This is a genomic window from Candidatus Symbiopectobacterium sp. NZEC135 (genome assembly GCF_025962695.1).
The window spans coordinates 1-502 of the sequence record NZ_JAGFPF010001583.1 but is presented as its reverse complement, the minus strand read 5'-3'; the positions used below and the strand labels follow the sequence as shown (position 1 = coordinate 502).

2 protein-coding genes are annotated in these 502 nt (G+C 57.8%); both read right to left on the bottom strand.

Going from position 1 to position 502, the window contains the following annotated elements; genetic code table 11:
• Positions 1-179: ATP-binding cassette domain-containing protein (locus J5224_RS36065; RefSeq protein ID WP_264629448.1), on the bottom strand; the 179-nt coding region annotated here is incomplete at its 3' end.
• On the bottom strand, positions 176-502 hold a 327-nt coding region (locus J5224_RS35495), incomplete at its 5' end, for an ABC transporter permease (RefSeq protein WP_264629447.1). The genes J5224_RS36065 and J5224_RS35495, both read right to left, overlap by 4 nt.

The following is a 502-nucleotide window of genomic DNA, read 5'->3' as shown; positions in this document are numbered from 1 at the left end:
AATAATCCCATCAGCGTCAGTCCGGTCACGCTTTTACCACAGCCTGATTCCCCCACCAGCGCCAGCGTTTGACCCGCGAAAAGATCGAAAGAGATGCCGTGCACCACGCGTTGCGGCACGGCATGGCGGGCCGAAAACGCAACCCTGAGATCCTGAACCTGAAGCAGCGGTGCGGTCATTTTGTGGCCCCCTTATGCGGATTCCCTTTATGTGGATTGAGCAGATCCGTAAGGCCGTTGCTTAACAACGTAAAGCTCATGACGGTGATAAAAATAGCCAGCCCCGGCAGCGCGATGAGATACCAGGCGGTTCTCAGTAACGGTCTGGCGTTGCGAATCATCGCGCCCCACGACACGGTATTAGGATCGCCCAGACCGAGAAACGCGAGCGCGGCTTCGACCAGAATGGCGTGGGCGATCACCACGGAAATCATCACAATGACCGGCGCGGCACTGTTCGGAAGGATGTGCTGACGCACGATGCCGAGATGGCCGATGCCCAT